This window comes from Rhizobium johnstonii 3841 (assembly GCF_000009265.1).
Lineage (GTDB): Bacteria > Pseudomonadota > Alphaproteobacteria > Rhizobiales > Rhizobiaceae > Rhizobium > Rhizobium acaciae.
The window spans coordinates 72650-88718 of record NC_008383.1 but is presented as its reverse complement, the minus strand read 5'-3'; the positions used below and the strand labels follow the sequence as shown (position 1 = coordinate 88718).

General features: G+C 57.1%; 13 protein-coding genes. 9 read left to right on the top strand and 4 right to left on the bottom strand.

Annotation, left to right across the window (positions count from 1 at the left end; translation table 11 throughout):
• Positions 1 to 846, bottom strand: coding sequence for a sugar phosphate isomerase/epimerase family protein (locus RL_RS25570; RefSeq protein ID WP_011654710.1), 846 nt, complete (start codon positions 844 to 846; stop codon positions 1 to 3).
• A gap of 325 nt (positions 847 to 1171) precedes the next feature.
• On the opposite strand from RL_RS25570, the gene RL_RS25565 reads away from it, so the two are divergent.
• The 5 genes from RL_RS25565 (at position 1172) to RL_RS25545 (ending at position 6820) form a co-directional block, all read left to right on the top strand.
• Positions 1172 to 3637: an alpha-ketoacid dehydrogenase subunit alpha/beta gene (locus RL_RS25565; protein WP_041936699.1), complete on the top strand. Its 2466-nt coding sequence runs from the start codon at positions 1172 to 1174 to the stop codon at positions 3635 to 3637.
• 29 nt (positions 3638 to 3666) lie between these two features.
• Complete coding sequence (locus RL_RS25560; protein ID WP_011654708.1) at positions 3667 to 3903, top strand: lipoyl domain-containing protein; 237 nt, start codon at positions 3667 to 3669, stop codon at positions 3901 to 3903.
• A 92-nt stretch (positions 3904 to 3995) separates the two neighbouring features.
• Positions 3996 to 4694, top strand: coding sequence for an alpha/beta fold hydrolase (locus RL_RS25555; RefSeq protein WP_244432389.1), 699 nt, complete (start codon positions 3996 to 3998; stop codon positions 4692 to 4694).
• A gap of 4 nt (positions 4695 to 4698) precedes the next feature.
• Positions 4699 to 5655: a carbohydrate kinase family protein gene (locus RL_RS25550; protein ID WP_011654706.1), complete on the top strand. Its 957-nt coding sequence runs from the start codon at positions 4699 to 4701 to the stop codon at positions 5653 to 5655.
• 181 nt (positions 5656 to 5836) lie between these two features.
• Positions 5837 to 6820, top strand: a complete 984-nt coding sequence (locus RL_RS25545; RefSeq protein ID WP_011654705.1) for a sugar-binding transcriptional regulator — start codon at positions 5837 to 5839, stop codon at positions 6818 to 6820.
• 653 nt (positions 6821 to 7473) lie between these two features.
• Here the strand turns inward: RL_RS25545 and RL_RS25535 are convergent.
• The 3 genes from RL_RS25535 to RL_RS25525 form a co-directional block, all read right to left on the bottom strand.
• Positions 7474 to 8460 carry a molybdopterin-dependent oxidoreductase gene (locus RL_RS25535; RefSeq protein WP_041936697.1) on the bottom strand — a complete coding sequence of 329 codons (987 nt, stop codon included), beginning with the start codon at positions 8458 to 8460 and terminating at the stop codon, positions 7474 to 7476.
• Positions 8461 to 8465: 5 nt separating this feature from the next.
• Positions 8466 to 9488, bottom strand: a complete 1023-nt coding sequence (locus RL_RS25530) for a carbon-nitrogen hydrolase family protein (protein ID WP_011654702.1) — start codon at positions 9486 to 9488, stop codon at positions 8466 to 8468.
• A 63-nt stretch (positions 9489 to 9551) separates the two neighbouring features.
• Positions 9552 to 9935, bottom strand: a complete 384-nt coding sequence (locus RL_RS25525; protein ID WP_011654701.1) for a RidA family protein — start codon at positions 9933 to 9935, stop codon at positions 9552 to 9554.
• A gap of 179 nt (positions 9936 to 10114) precedes the next feature.
• On the opposite strand from RL_RS25525, the gene RL_RS25520 reads away from it, so the two are divergent.
• The 4 genes from RL_RS25520 (at position 10115) to RL_RS25500 (ending at position 16059) form a co-directional block, all read left to right on the top strand.
• Positions 10115 to 11035, top strand: coding sequence for a LysR family transcriptional regulator (locus RL_RS25520; protein WP_011654700.1), 921 nt, complete (start codon positions 10115 to 10117; stop codon positions 11033 to 11035).
• A gap of 162 nt (positions 11036 to 11197) precedes the next feature.
• Positions 11198 to 12403: an aminotransferase class V-fold PLP-dependent enzyme gene (locus tag RL_RS25515; RefSeq protein WP_011654699.1), complete on the top strand. Its 1206-nt coding sequence runs from the start codon at positions 11198 to 11200 to the stop codon at positions 12401 to 12403.
• Positions 12404 to 13582: 1179 nt separating this feature from the next.
• Entirely contained in the window at positions 13583 to 14644 is a 1062-nt protein-coding gene (locus tag RL_RS25505) for a homoserine dehydrogenase (protein WP_011654697.1), read from the top strand.
• A complete protein-coding gene (locus tag RL_RS25500; RefSeq protein WP_032984729.1) occupies positions 14641 to 16059 on the top strand; it encodes an aldehyde dehydrogenase family protein in 1419 nt (472 codons plus the stop codon). Before RL_RS25505 ends, RL_RS25500 begins: the two co-directional genes overlap by 4 nt.
• The last annotated feature ends 10 nt before the right edge of the window (positions 16060 to 16069 follow it).

Genomic DNA, 16069 nt, shown 5'->3' with positions numbered 1-16069 from the left:
TCAGAGGCCGTAGCGTGTCGCCAAGCCGCGCAAATACGGCAGCCCTTGATCAAGTACAGCGCCAGCATTGGGCGCGGCCGGCCGCCACATGCAGAGTGCCGCAGCAAGCTGTGGCGGTACCGAGACAAAGCTCTCAATGACAAGATCGCCATCGAATCCGGTGTCGCGCAATGTCCGGAAGACCAGTTCCCAATCTACGGTACCGGTGCCTGGGACACCGCGATGACTTTCGGAAAGGTGGATATAGGGCGAGCGTCCCGCGGCCTGGCGGATGCCGTCGTCGAAACCACTCTCCTCTACGTTCATGTGATAGGTGTCGAGGTGGACGAAGGTATTCGGTTCATCGATTTGCTCAAGCAGCCATATTCCTTGCGCGGCCGTATTGAGAATGTGGGTGTCGAAGCGTGTGCAAGGTTCGACACCGAACGTCATGCCGAGTCCAGCAGCGCGCCGGGCTACCGGCTTCAGTGCCCGAACCACCGCTTCGTACTCGCTACTTGTTGGGGGAACACCGGTCTTGTAGCCGAGCGCCGAGTAGGTGACGCCAGTCAGCATGGAGCACCCAATGTGGTGAGCGGCGTCGAGAACTTGAAACAGATATTGCGTACAGGCTTCCGGAGCCAGGTGAGCCATCTTGTCTTCGGGCAGGCAAAGCGACGCGGTTGCCTGAAGACCATGATCTCGGATTATCGACTTTGCGTGATCCAGATCGATTTTGGCCGGCTCGAACAAAGGGATCTCGATTATTTCCAGCCCGTATCGCGCCGCCTCAGGGATAGCGGCGTTGGCCGCCTCTGTCGTCCACTCGGGCGCCCACAGACTGAAGTGCATTCCAAATTTTGCCATTGCATTTATCCTCCCGTAATCCGCTGCAGAGCCAACGAGAACGCTGGACCAGACAGCGTCAGCGCGACATCTCTTCACCGCTGATCATTATGGGAATAGTCATCGAAAAATTTGCAAAGGTCAACACAAATATAGCTTGTGAAACACATTTGTTTACAGGCTCCAACACCATGCCACGCCACAAATTGCCGTTCCGTCGCATTTGTACGATCATCGCTTAAAAAGAACCTAACACAAAAATCTTTCTTGAAATACATTTGTTGTGACGATATATGTCTAGTGGCTAAGGGGATTGTGACCCCGGCAAATCCCATCGGAGGTCAGAATGCCCAAGGAAATCCACATCGACCCCAGGACCTTCAAGGTGCGCAGTACGTTGAAAGCACCCTCAATTCCTATCCACGCGTACGATGAGAATATCGAGGCGGAACGTGCCCGGTATGGCGACGAGGGATTGCTGCAAATTCTGCGCGATATGATTATCATACGCGAATTTGAGACGATTTTGGCTTCGCTAAAGGGAAAGGGAGCATATTGCGGCATTGAGTTTAACTACAAAGGGCCGGCTCACCTTTCGATCGGGCAAGAGGCTGCTGCCGTCGGAGCGGCAGCCTCACTCGAGCCGGATGACCATATTTTCGGCAGTCATCGCAGCCATGGCGAGTTCATCGCGAAGGGCCTTTCTGCGATCCGAAAGCTCCCAGATGATGCCTTGCGTCTGATTATGGAGAGCCATGAGCGTGGTACGCTTCTCAGGACCGTGGAGACCTCGCTGCAGGGTCCGAAAACAAGCGAGACCGCGGAGAATTTTCTACTGCTCGGCCTGCTTTCAGAGATCTTCATGCGCTCAACCGGTTTCAACCGAGGCATGGGCGGGTCGATGCATGCCTTCTTCCCGCCTTTTGGGACTTATCCGAACAACGCAATTGTCGGCGCGTCCGCCGGAATAGCCACGGGGGCCGCATTGCGAAAGAAGCTTGCGGGGGCCAGCGGCATCACTGTGGCCAACGCGGGCGATGGCTCTACTGGCTGCGGGCCCGTCTGGGAAGCTATGAATTTCGCCGCTATGGCACAATTCGAGACGCTGTGGGCAGATGCTTTCAAAGGAGGTTTGCCGGTCCTGTTTTTCTTCACCAACAACTTTTATGCGATGGGCGGTCAGACCATCGGCGAAACAATGGGATGGGACCGCCTGTCTCGCATAGGGCTGGCGGTCAACCAGCAAGCCATACACGCGGAAACCGTCGACGGAACAAATCCGCTCGCCGTTGCTGACGCCGTCGCACGCAAGCGCGAGCTTTTGGTTCAAGGCCGCGGGCCCGCCTTGCTGGACGTAGAATGTTACCGCAGCTCGGGTCATTCAACAACAGATATCAACTCATATCGGACGAAGGACGAGATGCAGGCGTGGGAACAGCACGATCCTATCATTCTGTTCTCCAATCGCCTTCAGGAGGCCGGGATTGTGACCGCTGGCCAGGTCGCCGAACTGCGCGAACAGACAACGGATCGCATGCGCTCGATTACTGCGATCGCGGTCGATCCGGCACTTACTCCTCCCGTTGATATTCATGCAGATCCAACGCTGATCGGCAAGCTCATGTTCTCGAACACCAACATAGAGCTGCCCTCGCAAGAAGTTTCGCTCCTCAAGCCTGTCGACGAGGTGAGCCGGATCCGTCAGGACGCGAAGAAAAGTCGATACGGCTTTGCCGAGGACGGAGCCAAGCTGTCACCCATGCGGGCTATCACATTGCGTGACGCGTTGTTCGAGTCCGTCTTGCACCACATGACGCACGACGGCAGTCTTGTCGCCTATGGGGAAGAATGCCGGGAATGGGGTGGCGCATTCGGCGTTTACCGGGGGCTTGCCGAAATCCTACCGCATGATCGGTTGTTCAATTCACCGATCTCCGAAGCTGCGATCGTTGCGACGGCGGTCGGCTTTGCGCTCGAGGGCGGCCGCGCGCTGGTGGAACTGATGTATGGCGACTTTCTAGGCCGGGCGGGCGACGAAGTCTTCAATCAGATGGCAAAATGGCAATCGATGTCCGGAGGTGAGCTGAAGGTTCCCGTCGTTTTGCGTTGCTCGATCGGTTCGAAGTACGGCGCCCAGCATAGTCAAGACTGGACGGCATTATGCGCCCATATTCCAGGCCTCAAAGTTGTATATCCGGCAACGCCGTATGATGCGAAAGGCCTGTTGGCTTCCGCATTGTCAGGCAACGATCCGGTGGTTTTCTTTGAAAGCCAGCGCCTCTACGACACCGTGGAAGAGTTCCGCAATGAAGGCGTGCCGACCGGCTACTACCAACTTCCCATTGGTGAACCCGATTGTAAGCGCGCTGGAGAAGACGTCACAATTCTGACGGTGGGACCTTCGCTTTACTCCGCGCTCGCTGCTGCTGAAGAACTCGAAAGCACCTTCGGCATCTCGGTCGAAGTGATTGATGCGCGTTCGCTTGTTCCATTTAACTATGAACCCGTGCTTGCCTCGATAAGGAAAACCGGACGCATCGTACTGGTATCGGAGGCCTCGGAGCGCGGCAGCTTCCTGATGACGCTCGCCGCAAACATTACGCGATTCGGCTATGAAACTCTTCACGCCGCGCCTCGTGTAATCGGCTCTCCGAATTGGATCGTGCCCGGCGCTGAGATGGAATCAACCTACTTTCCCCAGAAAGATGACATCATTGATGTCATCACCAGCGAGTTGTTTCCAGGCCAGCGCAGCAACCGCCGCAGCATACGTGACTGGGACGATCGGGAACTTGCCCGTCTCGGTCTGTGAACCAACACATTTTTGAGCGAGGAACACATATGGATATCCCGATCATCATGCCGAATCTCGGAAACGAAATCGACGAGGCCCAGATCGACGAGTGGTTCAAGACGGAAGGCGACATGGTCACCGAAGGTGAACAACTCGTCCTGATCACGACACCCAAGGTCACCATGGAAATCGAAGCCCCAGCGACAGGCATTCTGAAGAAAATCCTGATTCCCGCAGACGAGCTTGCGGCAGTGGGCTCCACGCTTGGGATCATCGAGACATGACAAACGCGACCGCAAACTTACCGCTTCCAGTCTTCCGCTTGGGTGGGTCGGGGCCGAACCTTCTGCTTCTCCACGGGTTCGGAGCTGATCGAATGAGCTGGATAGCCAATCAGGACGCGCTCATGCAGTCGTTTGCGGTTTTTAGCTGCGACCTGCCTGCGCATGGCGGTCAACCGCCTGGCAGGAATGGCATGAAAATCTCGGAGATGGCCGATGAACTGATTGACGCACTCGCGCGACAGAACGATCGCTTTGTAGTGGTGGGGCATTCACTGGGCGGCGCAATCGCCATCGAACTGGCAGCCCGCCGACCGGATTTGGTCGCCGGCCTTGGCCTGATCGCACCGGCTGGTCTGGGCAAAGAGGTCGGTCGAGAATTTCTGAGCGAACTGCCTGAACTTAACGAGTTGGGCTCTGCGTTGGCGCTACTTCAGCGTTTGGTCTCGCGCCCGCGCCTGATAACGCCACCGATCGCTCAACGGCTCCTCGATCACCTGGAACGACCGGGCATTCGTGCCGCTCTTAGAGCCCTGGCTTCGGAGTTAAGCCATGTCGAGACCTCGATTGAACCCCATGTGGCCTCCATAGCCGTCAGCAGAGTTCCGCGGATCGTCATTTGGGGAGAGGAAGACACGATAAATCCGATCGACCGTCCGAGACTGTCGAGGTTCAACGCTCAAGTGCTGACTCTGCCGGATACCGGGCATCTTCCTCACGTTGAGGCAAGCAGAGCCGTAAGCCGGCATCTTTGTGAATTTCTGAAGAGTGCCGTATTGGAATTGGGGGGATGAGTTCATGATCGTTGTCTGCGGTGATGCCTTGATTGACTTCTTGCCGGTCGCGCTCCCGGAAGGTGGCAGTGGCTACATCCCTGTCTGTGGTGGATCCTGCTGCAACATCGCGACAGCGATTGGCAGGTTAGGCGGGAAAGTCGGATTCATGGGAGGGCTGTCCGAGGATTTTTTTGGCGCCATGCTGGTTCAGCAATTCAACGAAGCGGGGATTGATCTTCGCTATGCAACCCGCCTGCCTTTCGACACGACGTTGGCTTTTGTGCGTCTGGGCGACGACGAGCCTGAGTACGCGTTCTATGACAGCGGCAGTGCGGCACGGCACTGGACGCTGAAAGGGGCACCATCTTTGGGCACCGAGGTTGACGTCCTGCACATCGGTTCGGTCACGTTGATTCACCCCCCTGTCTCGAGCGCTTGCGAGTCGCTGTTCGAGAACGAACAGGGTAAGCGCGTGCTCTCAATCGATCCAAACTGCCGGCCCGGTCTGGCGCAGGATCCAGAGGCATATCGCCAGCGTCTCAATCGCCTCTGCGGTATGGCTGATATCGTAAAGCTGTCGGTGACGGATCTCGGATTCATGCAGCCGGGTGTTGGGCCGCATTCAGCAGCGGAGAGTTGGCTTTCAAACCGGGCCAAGATCGTCCTCGTCAGCCGGGGTGCGGGCGGCGCAACGGTTTATCTTGCGGGTGGCAGAGTCGTTGAAGTTCCAGCACGCCCTGCAAGGGTTGTTGATACCGTTGGAGCCGGAGACGCACTCATTGCAGGCTTTCTCACCCATCTCCAGCAGAGCGGCGACTTGCATCGCGATAGCATCGGTGCCTTGACGGGTGACCGGGCTCGCAAAGCTCTCGAGTTTGCCGCACATGTTGCAAGTCTTGCCTGCGAGCACCGCGGAAGTGACCCGCCGTGGCGCAGAGAAATCATCGTGGCTGGATACGACGAGAGCAGTCAAATGTGACGCCAAGCACCGCAAGCTATTGCGGAGGTTAGCCGCGCCAGTTAAGGGTGAATCGCCACGTCTAGAGATGCTTTACTCGAAGATCTGCGAACGGATTTGGGCGCCGTTCGCATCGTGGGCGCAACGATTATCCAAGTTGGTAGAATTATGGGCTGCCGACACTTTCGGAGGGGCGGATTGGATGACAAAACTGACAAGGATGCCCCCCACCAGCTTGCTGGACGCTGAAAGCCTCAGGTTGAAGGCAGCTTTTCTTTATTACAATCAGAAACTTACCCAAAACGAAGTCGCCGCAAAACTGGGGGTCAGCCGCAGCACAATCGTTAAGCTCCTCGATGAGGCGCTGAAGCGGGGCGAAATCCAGATTTGGGTGAAGCAGGCCGCAAGCGAGTTGGAGCTGGCATCTGAGCTGGAAGCCGCGCTCAATCTCGACGAAGTGATCGTCACGCCGCCGGCGAAAGATGTCGACGGAACGGCCCGGGCCGTTGGGCAAGCGCTGGGTCAGTTTCTTTCCGACACCATTCCCAACAACGCGACGATCGGGGTTGGCTGGGGACGAACACTCAGTGCCGCGCTTTCGAGTTTTCGCCCGCTGCGGCGCGAAGGGGTAAAAATTGTGTCTCTGCTTGGAGGTACAGTGGAAGCCCAGCATGAAAACCCGATCGATTTTACCTGGCAGCTCGCCAATCAACTCGGGGCGCAATGTTTTCTTTTGATGGCGCCGCTGCTGGTTGACTCTCCCGACACCAAAGAACGCCTAATCGAAAAGTGCGGCTTGAATCGGATCATGAAGCTGTCCGCCGATCTGGACATTGCACTGGTGAGCGTCGGCGATATCGGCACCCATTCAACATCGCTGTCGGTCGCATCTCTTGCGCCAGAGGAGTTGGAGACGCTCATCGGCAAGGGAGCAATGTGCGATGTTCTGTGCAATTTTCTTGATCGAGACGGCCGCACGGTGGACCATCCGGTAAACGATCGGGTGATGTCAGTCGATCTCGATACAGTGAGACGCGCACGGCACGTGGTTATCGCATCGGGGGGAGAACAACGAGCCGCCGCAATCTTGGCAGCTATCAGGCGAATCGGCTGCAATACTTTGGTGACTGATGAAAGCGCTGCGCGTCAGATGCTCAGCTTGCTCAGAAGTCCGAGGGTTGATTGATAATTTTCGTCGCCGTTTTTTCCAGTTCGCCGCCAAGAACGACGGCTGGGCCGAATCGCTCCAAAACCACCGTGACGGCGTGGCCGACCATATGGGCTTCCGGATGGCCGAGCTGCCGAGGGCCGTGCGCTGATGTCCTGCACCCCGGACCAAAACGCACCGGGCCTGGCGCTGCCGTGCGCCTCGGGGATCGAGGGTTATCTTAAAGGAAAAGCAGGAAAACAATGTCCCCATCCTGGCGCCGGGCGAGATCTGGTCCGCGGCCTGTAGGTTCGGCTGCCTCTCGGCCGACTTGGCCCAAACACTGAACGACAAGATGATGCGTGCTTCGATCGCTTAGGAGTCGAAGTGGGTTCGGCACTCCGCCCGCATGAAAAGCGATCTTTCTGAAGCAGGACTCAACGAGCCGGAACGCACTTCTCCTAAATGTTCATGTGGACCTTAGTTTTTCGTGCCTGGGCTCGCTTGAGAACGGGTCGCAGCGCTAACCCAGAAGGCGTGCCGATTTCCAATCGCCAAGCTTGCAATCGTGGGTGCGATGAGGAGTTGGACAACCGAAGAGATCTCTCCGCGATAGATGGCGAGATCGGCATCGGTTGCATCGGAAAAATCGTGGTGCCGTGTCACCTCCTGATTGCTGTAGAAGCGGGGCACTAGAAATCAACTTGAACTTGAACCGAGTGCACCGCGTTTCTCGCATCAGATACCGGCTGTTCTTCCCCAAGCTCGTTTTTGCAGCGACATAACAGGACGTGGGGGCCTGGCTCCGGCGACCAAGTCAACTCGAACCGCTGCCAACTTCTTCCCTCGCGCGGCCCTACTGAGGCAGTCCGCCATGAGCCTCCACCGTCCACGCTGACCTCGACGCTAGAGATCTGGCAATCTCCCCAAGCCCAGCCCCATATTTTCGTTGGCATGTCCGCTGACAGCAGATCATTTGGGGACGGCGATACGATAACGGACTCCGGGGTCACGTCCCAAACCGGCTTCGTTCCCGACGCGGTGGGGTCATTATAGAACCGCGTCGTATAGGCGCCGCTTGCGCGCCGGTTCGCGGCCGTGATGGAACCAACCCACTTTACGGAATTCGTGCCATACCAACCCGGCACAACCAGTCGAACCGGACCTCCACGCTCCGGAGTGAGCGGCCGGCCGTTGATCTCAAGTGCAAGAAGAACCTCTTCCGCGAGTGCTTTCTCGATAGGCAGGTCTTTTTGATAGGCTTCTTCAATTTCGGCGTATTCGCCCCACTCGAGGCCGGAAGTCCATACATATGACGCATCGGTGCTGATCTTTGCACGTTCCAGAACAAGCGACAGCGGCACGCCTTTCCAAACCACATTTCCGATCCTGCGTTTAGCCACTGTCGGCGCAAGCGGACTTCCAGCGCATTCGTGAAACGACATGTACTCGCGCTGTGGCATTGCTTGGAGGTCAGACAGATGCAATCTCGTCGGGTTGCCGACGAGGCCATCCACATCCAAATGCCAATGCTCGGGGTCGATCTCCAGGAACCCCATATGCGTCACCAGAAAAAGATCATCTTCAGGGGTGATCCACGATTTAAGGGCATGAACGCCGTCGGCAGGGCCCTGGAAGGAGAAACCCTTCTTGGTCATGTGCATACCCGTCCGCGCCATCACCTTTACTCCGGCACGGCCACGGCCTCGGGGCTCGTTAGAGCGTCCTCAGCGCGGCCTTCCAAAAATCTGATTGGGTTTCGACGCACCCGGTTCACGGTGACGTCGAAAATATCGAAGCGGTTGTAACCAGCAACGACGTCGTGAAATCGTTTCGGCTCAACACAGTCGTCGAGATCGATTTGGGCATAGCCGATACCTTCATCGATCATTTCGTCACCAGTTGCGGCGCCAGTCGGCCCTAGGAAAAAGCTAGTGGCCCGCGGACTGGCATCTATGATCGCTTCGATCGCAGGATCATCCAAAGCAATGGATTTGCGTGCGACTTCGTCCAGGTGCCCCGCCACGATGATCCCGAAGCACTTGGCCTCGAAGCAGTGCGCTGAGGCACGGATGCGGTTGGCTGCCCGGTTGTCGTAGTTGTCGCTTTCTGTGGGAACGCGAGTGGGCCAGATCGGCGGATAGCTACTTATATGAACTTGCTCGCCCTGCGTCATCAGGCTGTAGCGCGCGAGCGGATTTGTATTTTCCCCGCAAATTAGGCCGCCAATGCGACCGATTCTCGTGTTTGCGACGACCAATCCTGCGCCATCGCCCGGATCCCAAACTAGTTTTTCAAAGAAGGTTGCGACCAGTTTTCGATGGTGGATCAGGATTTGGCCGGTATCGGAAATCAGAACATTGCTATTCCACAAACCTCCGACACTTGCCGGGTTGCGCTCGGAAAAACCGATTGAAACGAAAACACCGTTATCGGAGGCGGCCTTTCGCACACGCTCAATTTCCGGGCCGTCAATGTACACCGAAGCTGTCAAGAAGCGTTTGAAATGCTCGTGCGATTGAATGGGCGGGTAAAGTGCTGCCCAGACAGGGAAACCGGGAAGAAAGCTCTCCGAAAATACCACGAGCGATGCGCCATTTCGGGCCGCCTCTGCTATCACCGAGCAAGCTTTTTCCGCGCTCGCCCCAGGATCGAGATAGACGGGGGCAATATGAGCAGCCGCGGCCCAGAATTTCATGTTTCCCATCTATATTCCCCTACTGATCAAGGCTCGCCATCAGCCATTTCGACAAGCTCGCCAATGACCGGGTCATGATTGCCGTTTTGCCGTTAGACCGATTTCAATGCGTGCACCCAGCGGCAAGCTGGCGCAGCCGATTGTGGTGCGGGCAGGATAGGGCGATGAAAAACGTGTGGCGTAAATCTCATTCATCTGACCAAAGTCGTCCATGTCGGTGAGATAAACGTTGACGGATACGACATCATCCGACCCCAAGCCTGCTGCTTCAAGAACTTCAAACAGATTATCAAAACACTGGCGTGTCTGATCGGCGACGGTTCCGTCGACAAGTTTGCCGGTGCTGGAATCGAGCGGCGTCTGGCCCGAGCAAAATAACAGGTTGCCGGCCCATGTCGCGTGCGAATATGGTCCTACTGCCGCAGCGTTCGAAGCATTCACAGTTCGTCTAGACATGGTTTCTCCCAAGGCAGGTTAAGCAGCGCGACCTGCTGGCGACCAGCATATCCGCAAGTGGTTTGCGTCATGATATGCTGCATGTTCGCCTTTGCAGCCCGCTCGAAACTATCAAAACGAATTTGTGCGCCAACCCGAATTGGATGCACTACTCTGTGCAAAAATAGACGGAGGGTCGCATGGCGACTGCAATCGATCATCTTGACTGGGACGATCTCAAACTTTTCCTCATCGTCGTACGGTGCAAGAGCGTGACCGGAGCCGCCCGGGAACTGAAAGTCAGCCACTCCACTGTTTCCCGTCGGCTTGCTCGCCTGGAATACACGGTTGGCGGCGCACTCGTCGAAAGGACCAGGGATGGACTTCTGCTGACCCCAGCCGGGCTTGTTACGATGCGGCGAGCGGAGGAAATCGAGAATGGGGTGAATGCGCTTCGCAGCGACGTGAGCAATCGAGACGAGGTACGCGGTACGGTCAGATTAGCCACCATGGAGGGCATCGCAACGCTTTATCTCTCCGAGCGCCTCGTTGAACTCAGTAGTCGGTACCCTGATCTTGACATCGAGCTTGTGACATCGCCGCAAACCGTTCGGGTCGCTCGCCGGGAGGCAGATCTTTTCCTAAGCTTCTTCAAGCCACATGGAACTGCTCTCGACAGTCAGCTGATCGGACGCTTCAAGACTGGCCTATTCGCTTCGCAGGCCTATCTGGAACGCAATGGCGTTCCCTCTCAAGCGGCGGATCTTCGCGAGCACCGCTTTGTCGGCTATATCGAAGAGCTAGTTCTGCTCGAAAGCGTTCTATGGCTAGAGGAACTCGTACCCGCCCCAACGATGGCGTTCAGCTCAAACAGCATGATGTCGCAGATGTTCGCGGCGTCTGCGGGCGCAGGAATTGTAGCGCTTCCTGAATTCGCACGCAGTCTGAAACTCGGGCTCATTCCAGTGCTTGAAGAGTTGAGCGGCGAACGTGAGATCTGGATGTCGGCACATCAGGACCTAGCTTATCTGCCGAGAGTGAGAGCCGTAAAGCAGTTCGTGAAAGCGCTGGTTCGTCGGGACGAACAACGCCTTCTGGGAAACGTACCCTGGTCACGGTGAAAGGCGCACGTTGCTGCCCGCCGAGCAGGCTGGCCTGTTAACTGGCGCCGGGTCACGCCACGCCGTTCAAATCTGCACAGTAGGTTGCAAAAGTATCGGCTTCCGCCGCAGTTTTGATTGCGTCAACAAGATGGGTGGCTAGATTAAAGGAAGGAACTCCTCATGTCGCAAATCAACCGCGACGCCCGCAAGGCTTTGGACCTTCCTCGCCTGCGTGCTGATACTCCCGGCACAAGAAACAGAAACCACCTCAACAATGCTGGGGCGGCGCTGATGCCGAGTCCGGTGATTGACGCAGTGATTGGGTACCTGAGCCGGGAGGGCGAAATCGGTGGCTACGAGGCAGCAGCGGAGGCCAACTCGCTGTTGGAGGGAGCCTATGACAGCTTGGCCACTTTCGTAAACTGCGCTCGCGACGAGATAGCGATAGCTGAAAACGCGACGATCGCCTGGCAGCGCGCCTTCTATTCCCTTTCTTTTGGACCTGGAGACAGGATTCTGACGGCAAGTGCCGAATTTGCGGCCAACTACGTGGCCTTTCTGCAGGTTGCCAAGCGCACCGGCGTATCGATCGAAGTCATTCCGAATGACGCCTCTGGCGTCCTTGATCCGGACGCGCTGACGAAAATGATTGATGAGCGCGTTCGATTGATAGCGGTCACCTGGATCCCGACGAACGGCGGGCTTATCAATCCAGCAGCAGCGATCGGTCGAATAGCGCGAGACAACGGCATTCTCTATCTGCTCGACGCCTGCCAAGCTGCGGGTCAAACGCCGATCGATGTGAATGCTCTCGGCTGCGACATCCTCACCGCTACCGGCAGGAAGTTTCTCCGTGCGCCGCGGGGAACGGGTTTCATGTACATGCGAAAATCAGTTCTGGAGAAGATCGAGCCAGCGATGATCGATCTCTACGGCGCGCCCTGGACCGCACCCGATCGATACGAGTTGCGACCTGATGCCAGACGCTTTGAAACGTGGGAAAAGAACTGTTCGGTTCGTCTCGGCTTGCGGGCAGCAGTGGACTACGCGCTCGAAATAGGGCTCGAAAACATCGAAGCGCGCTGCAGTCACCTTTCTTCAAGGCTTCGGGAAGGTCTGAGGGGGATGCGTGCCGTATCCGTACATGACCTTGGGGCGCCGCTCGCGTCCATCATCTCATTCACCGTTAACGGCTGGGATTCGCCAGCCGTCATGGCCTATCTGGCTGGCAAGGGAATCAACGTCTCGGTTTCCCCGCCCTCTAGTACACCCGTGGACGCGTATACGCGACAACTCCCGCCGGTGGTGCGAGCTTCCCCACATTATTACAATTCGGAGGAGGAAATTGAGGCATTCCTAGAGGCAATTGCTGGTATTGCCGCGTAACTGATCGGCGCGACTGGATCAACTGGATACCAATAATGCCATTTTGTTCGGCTATTGGTGAGGCTTCTTCGCGGGAACACGGGCAACGTCCCATCTAGGCGGCGAGCAGACTTCATCGTCGTTTTGTTCATCCTGGCCTTAAAAGAGTGCCTCTGGCGCCACCCACACCGGCTTCGGGGGTACATGTCGGAGAAGTGGCAGTTCTCGACTTCAGGGTTGGTGGTGGCGTCGTAATGTATCGCGCGAGAAAGATAGCAGGCAAGCGAATATCATCACTTCCACCGGTGATATTTAAATTTACGAGTTCAGAAAGGGCCGCAGCGTCGCAGGGTCCACACTCGCCTGATCGCTAGTCAGAGCTCTGTCAACGGCGATTAAATCGCACTCGTCGCGCTCGTTCCGATCAATCTTTCTAGCCCTTGTCTCCGCCCCGCCCCTTGACCTGTAAAGGCGTTCAGGAAGTCTGCGTCGAAGCCGAATAAGACCCCGCCAATGTTGTAGCACGGGTGAGTTCTCGGCCGCGTCCGCCGAGGTTTACGCCTTTCTCGATATCGATCGCAGGAAAGTCCGGTTTCAGAAACGCCGCTGCAGGTGATGTAGGAGATCTACCCAGCGTCCACCAACGGCAGCAACAAATGTGCATCAGCGCTGGTCTCGCATAGCCGTGCCGCGGAATCCTGCTGCTTCCACTGGCTTACGCTAATGATGGTCGGAAAGTCAGGGCCAACCGCCTCATCGATGGCGGCGACGGCCACGCTTGGAAAGCGTGGCCGCTGGGTCGAGGAGATGGCCACGCGCACCGCGGCTTGCCCGGACTCATCAAGTCCGGATGGCTTTCTACCGGCAATTCAAGTTCCCAGTCCGTTTAGCGAACCGAACATACAACGCAAATTTGCGGCCCCATTTGGTCGCCTGCATCGTGTACGGCATTGCCGGCTCCAATTACAGCCGGCGAGATCGTGCCTGCTCGGAACGACGATCCTTGGAGAACAAGCATCACCTATGCGTCTGGCAGACGGCGCTTTGATCGTGTCCGGGATGCCCGTGATGAAACTCTCAAGGACCTGACCAGCGCGGCAGCAAATTGAGCAAAGTGCGCTGCCCTTTGGCTCGTTTGCCACGTTCCGGTGGATCGTTTCGCATCCTATGATTACGCCATAAACTTCACGGAGGATCGTTATGACAATTTACAATATCGCTCTGATCGGATTTGGCGGCGTCAATCGCGCCCTGACTGAACTCATCGCCGCCAAGAACCAGCTCTGGGAACGCGACCTTGGCTTCCGCCTGAATATTGTCGCTGTGAGCGACCTCTATTTGGGTTCGGTAATCTCGCCAAATGGTCTTGATGCAAAAACTCTGGTCGACGCGAAGTTCGAAAAGGGTGGCTTCGGACAACTTTCGGGTGGAAGTGCTGAAGCTGACAACGAGACCATCATCAAGACGGCGCCGGCAGACATCGTAGTCGAGGCAACGTACACCAATCCCAAGGATGGCGAACCCGCCGTCTCGCATTGCAGGTGGGCACTTGAGACCGGCAAACACGTGGTAACCACCAACAAAGGCCCTGTAGCCATCGCTGCCCCAGCGCTCAAGGCGTTCGCAAAAACCAACGGCGTGCGCTTCGAGTACGAAGGCGCCGTGATGAGCGGCACACCTGTTATTCGCATGGCGGAAAGAACCCTTGCCGGCGCCGAATTGAAGGGCTTCGAGGGGATCCTCAACGGCACATCCAACTTCGTCCTCGGTCGCATGGAAAGCGGTCTGGATTTCGCCTCCGCCGTCAAGGAAGCACAGAAACTCGGTTATGCCGAAGCCGACCCGACCGCAGATGTGGAAGGTTTCGACGTTCGTCTGAAGGTTGTCATCCTGGCAAACGAACTGCTTGGCGCGAATCTCAAGCCTGAGGATATAAGCTGCAAGGGCGTCTCCGGTCTTTCACTCTCCGACATCGAGGAAGCCGCCAAGGCAAACAGCCGCTGGAAGCTCATCGGGGCTGCGGTCCGCAATGACGACGGCAGTGTGACCGGCAGTGTTTCCCCCAAACGGCTTGGCCTCGATCATCCGCTGGCAGGCGTCAACGGCGCCACTAATGCAGTCTCACTCGACACCGAACTGCTGGGCGCCGTGACGATCACCGGACCTGGCGCTGGCCGCATCGAAACTGCATATGCTCTTCTTTCCGATATCGTCGCCATTCATTCCGCGGGCGCTTCTTCCACCGCTAAGGAAGCTGCATGATGCACAACCTTGCACTCACCCAAGCGACAGGCCTCGAAGAAATTGCCGTCACCAGCCCCTTCGACGGTACGCTGGTCGGAACAGTTGTGGAAACCTGTGCTGCAAGCGTGGATGCGCTCCTTGAGCGAGCCAGGCGCGGCGCGCAGATTGCCAGAACCCTGCCCCGTCACAAGCGGTCGGCGATCCTTGAAACGGCCGCAGCAGCAATCGAGGCCTCGCGGGAGGAGTTCGCGCTCCTGATCGCCAAAGAGGCGGGCAAGACGATTACGCAGGCCCGCAAAGAGACAATCCGGTGCGTCAATACGCTCAAGCTGTCCGCCGACGAGGCCAAACGCAACGCGGGCGAAGTCATCCCGTTCGATGCTTACGCGGGCTCGGAGTCTCGCCAGGGTTGGTATACGAGAGAACCGCTGGGGATTATTGCTGCCATCACGCCCTACAACGACCCACTCAACCTCGTTGCCCACAAACTCGGTCCCGCGATTGCCGGTGGCAACGCAGTGCTTTTGAAGCCGTCCGAGTTTACCCCACTCTCTGCCGTCAAGCTCGTCGAGGTCATGATCGAAAGCGGTCTACCTGAAGAGATTATAACGGTTGCGATCGGTGGCCCTGAGCTTGGAAAGGCTCTTGTTGCGGCGAGAGACGTTCGCATGATCTCGTTTACTGGCGGCTTTGCCACCGGTGAAGCGATTGCCAAGACCGCGGGCCTCAAAAAACTTGCCATGGATCTCGGCGGCAATGCGCCTGTCATCGTTATGGAAAATTGCAACTTCGATGCGGCCGTCGAGGCCTGCGTATCCGGAGCCTACTGGGCGGCCGGTCAGAACTGCATTGGCACGCAGCGAATTCTGATCCAGCGGCCGATCTATCAGCAATTCAAGGCGAAATTCGTCGCAGATACCAAGAAGCTCAAGACTGGCAATCCCTTGGATGCCGATACCGATGTCGGCCCGTTGATCTCCGAAAAGGCTGTCAGCAGAGCGATCGCAATGGTCGAACGGGCGCTCGCTGCCGGCGCGACATTGCTTTGCGGCCATAGGCCAGCCGGCAATCTCTACCCGCCGACCGTCCTGGAGGATGTTCCGATATCCTGCGACGTGTGGGGCGAAGAAGTATTCGCGCCGATCGTCATTCTTCAGCCCTTCGATGGATTGGCTGATGCAATCGGTCTTGCAAACGGCCCTGACTACAGCCTTCACGCCGCCATTTTTACCAATGACCTCGAAGCGGCGCTCGAAACTGCAAGCAAGATCGAGGCCGGTGGCGTCATGGTCAACGACTCCTCCGACTACCGGTTCGATGCAATGCCGTTTGGCGGCTTCAAATATGGCAGCATGGGCCGCGAGGGTGTGCGGTTTGCCTATGAGGACATGACCCAGCCGAAGGTCGTGTGCATCAACCGGTTGAAGCCTTAACAGCTCTTTC